Source organism: Shewanella sp. N2AIL, assembly GCF_022690845.1.
Classification (GTDB): domain Bacteria; phylum Pseudomonadota; class Gammaproteobacteria; order Enterobacterales; family Shewanellaceae; genus Shewanella; species Shewanella baltica.
On record NZ_JALBYT010000096.1, the window covers coordinates 1 to 381 of the forward strand.

The 381-nt window shown below is 45.7% G+C and carries 2 rRNA genes; both read left to right on the top strand.

The annotated features are described in order from the left end of the window. Positions 1–102, top strand: a 23S ribosomal RNA gene (locus MO387_RS20880); the annotation flags it as partial. Between the two features lie 190 nt (positions 103–292). Further along, positions 293–381: ribosomal RNA gene (gene rrf, locus MO387_RS20885) — 5S ribosomal RNA — on the top strand; the annotation flags it as partial.

The following is a 381-nucleotide window of genomic DNA, read 5'->3' on the forward strand; positions in this document are numbered from 1 at the left end:
CCTCTAAAGAGCCGTTCGAGACTAGGACGTTGATAGGCATGGTGTGTAAGCGTTGTGAGGCGTTGAGCTAACATGTACTAATGACTCGAGAGGCTTAACCATACAACCCAGATGGGTTTTACTGAAAATGTTCCAGACATTTTCTAGCACTTCCTCCATCCATGGAGGTCGTACGAAAAGCCTTAGACAGAATATCGACACTTGATAAAGTGCGAACTCAAACAAAGCAAATCAGCTTTCCGAATTATTATTAACGTGAGCCAGAGATGGACACGGTAATAAACAGAATTTGCTTGGTGACAATAGCCTTGTGGAACCACCTGATCCCATCCCGAACTCAGAAGTGAAACGCAAACGCGCCGATGGTAGTGTGGGGTCTCC